1 protein-coding gene is annotated in these 851 nt (G+C 61.3%); it reads right to left on the bottom strand.

Annotated features, from left to right (window positions below; all coding sequences use genetic code 11):
- Positions 1–73 precede the first annotated feature (73 nt).
- The gene (locus x551_RS22830) at positions 74–349 is read right to left on the bottom strand and encodes a hypothetical protein (RefSeq protein WP_036252083.1); all 276 of its coding nucleotides are present in this window, start codon (positions 347–349) and stop codon (positions 74–76) included.
- Positions 350–851 lie beyond the last annotated feature (502 nt).

Genomic DNA, 851 nt, shown 5'->3' with positions numbered 1-851 from the left:
TCAATCCAGCGAACCGCGTCAAGGCCACCGAGAGCGGCGATGGCAGCTTGGGCATCTTCGTCAATGTGCGGCATCACAGCAGCCCCGCTTTCTCCAGTCTGAGCGCCAGCTTATCCCGAGCCTCGACCAGAATCTCAGCCCGGCGCATCTCGCAGTCTGGAAGTCTCGGGCTGCGGAACACCGTCATGCCCAAAGCCAGATTCCGGGCGTTGATGAGGATGGCGTCCCTCCAGGGGCTGACCATCTGCCACACCTCGAAGCCGACCGTTCGCATGGTCTGGCTGTGGAGCTGGGCGTCCAGGGCTCCGTTTTCGTCATCGTACTGACGAGAGGCGCGGTATTGCTCCATGCCTGCGGCGGTTCCAGGAACCCCTTGCCTTGGCTGTAGGCTCTTGGAACCTGTGCCACTCCGCGAGGATCTGGTTCAGGGCCGCCGCCCTCACCCTCTCGTAGTCGTTGTCCATCATCAGACGCTCGGCTCGACCTTGTGCTTCGGTGTGGCCTCTTGCTGGATACAGGCCCACTGGAACTTCTTCCCTGCTGTGATGTGCTTCACCCTGGGGGTGTCTTGCTTGGCTCGGTTCCAGCACAGGCTTTCACTTGGAATGCCTCCCAAGATCATTCCGTCAGGGGTCGGATCACCAGCAGTCCAGACCAAGAGAACGAGTACCCATTCCATAGATCACCTCCATTGAACATAGATGCCGCGCACGTAGACGCCCGTGTAGGCCAGCGATAGAACGAACAGGCCCCATGCCTGCGCTGAGTAGGCGAACCACAGCCAAGCGGGCTGCCCACACAGACCGACCAGCGGCGCCCACTTCCGGCCGGTTGGGTTGTGGCCCATGGAT

Source organism: Methylibium sp. T29 (assembly GCF_000576205.1).
Classification (GTDB): domain Bacteria; phylum Pseudomonadota; class Gammaproteobacteria; order Burkholderiales; family Burkholderiaceae_C; genus Methylibium; species Methylibium petroleiphilum.
Note: the sequence above shows the minus strand (reverse complement) of the source record. Positions and strands in the feature narration are given on the sequence as shown.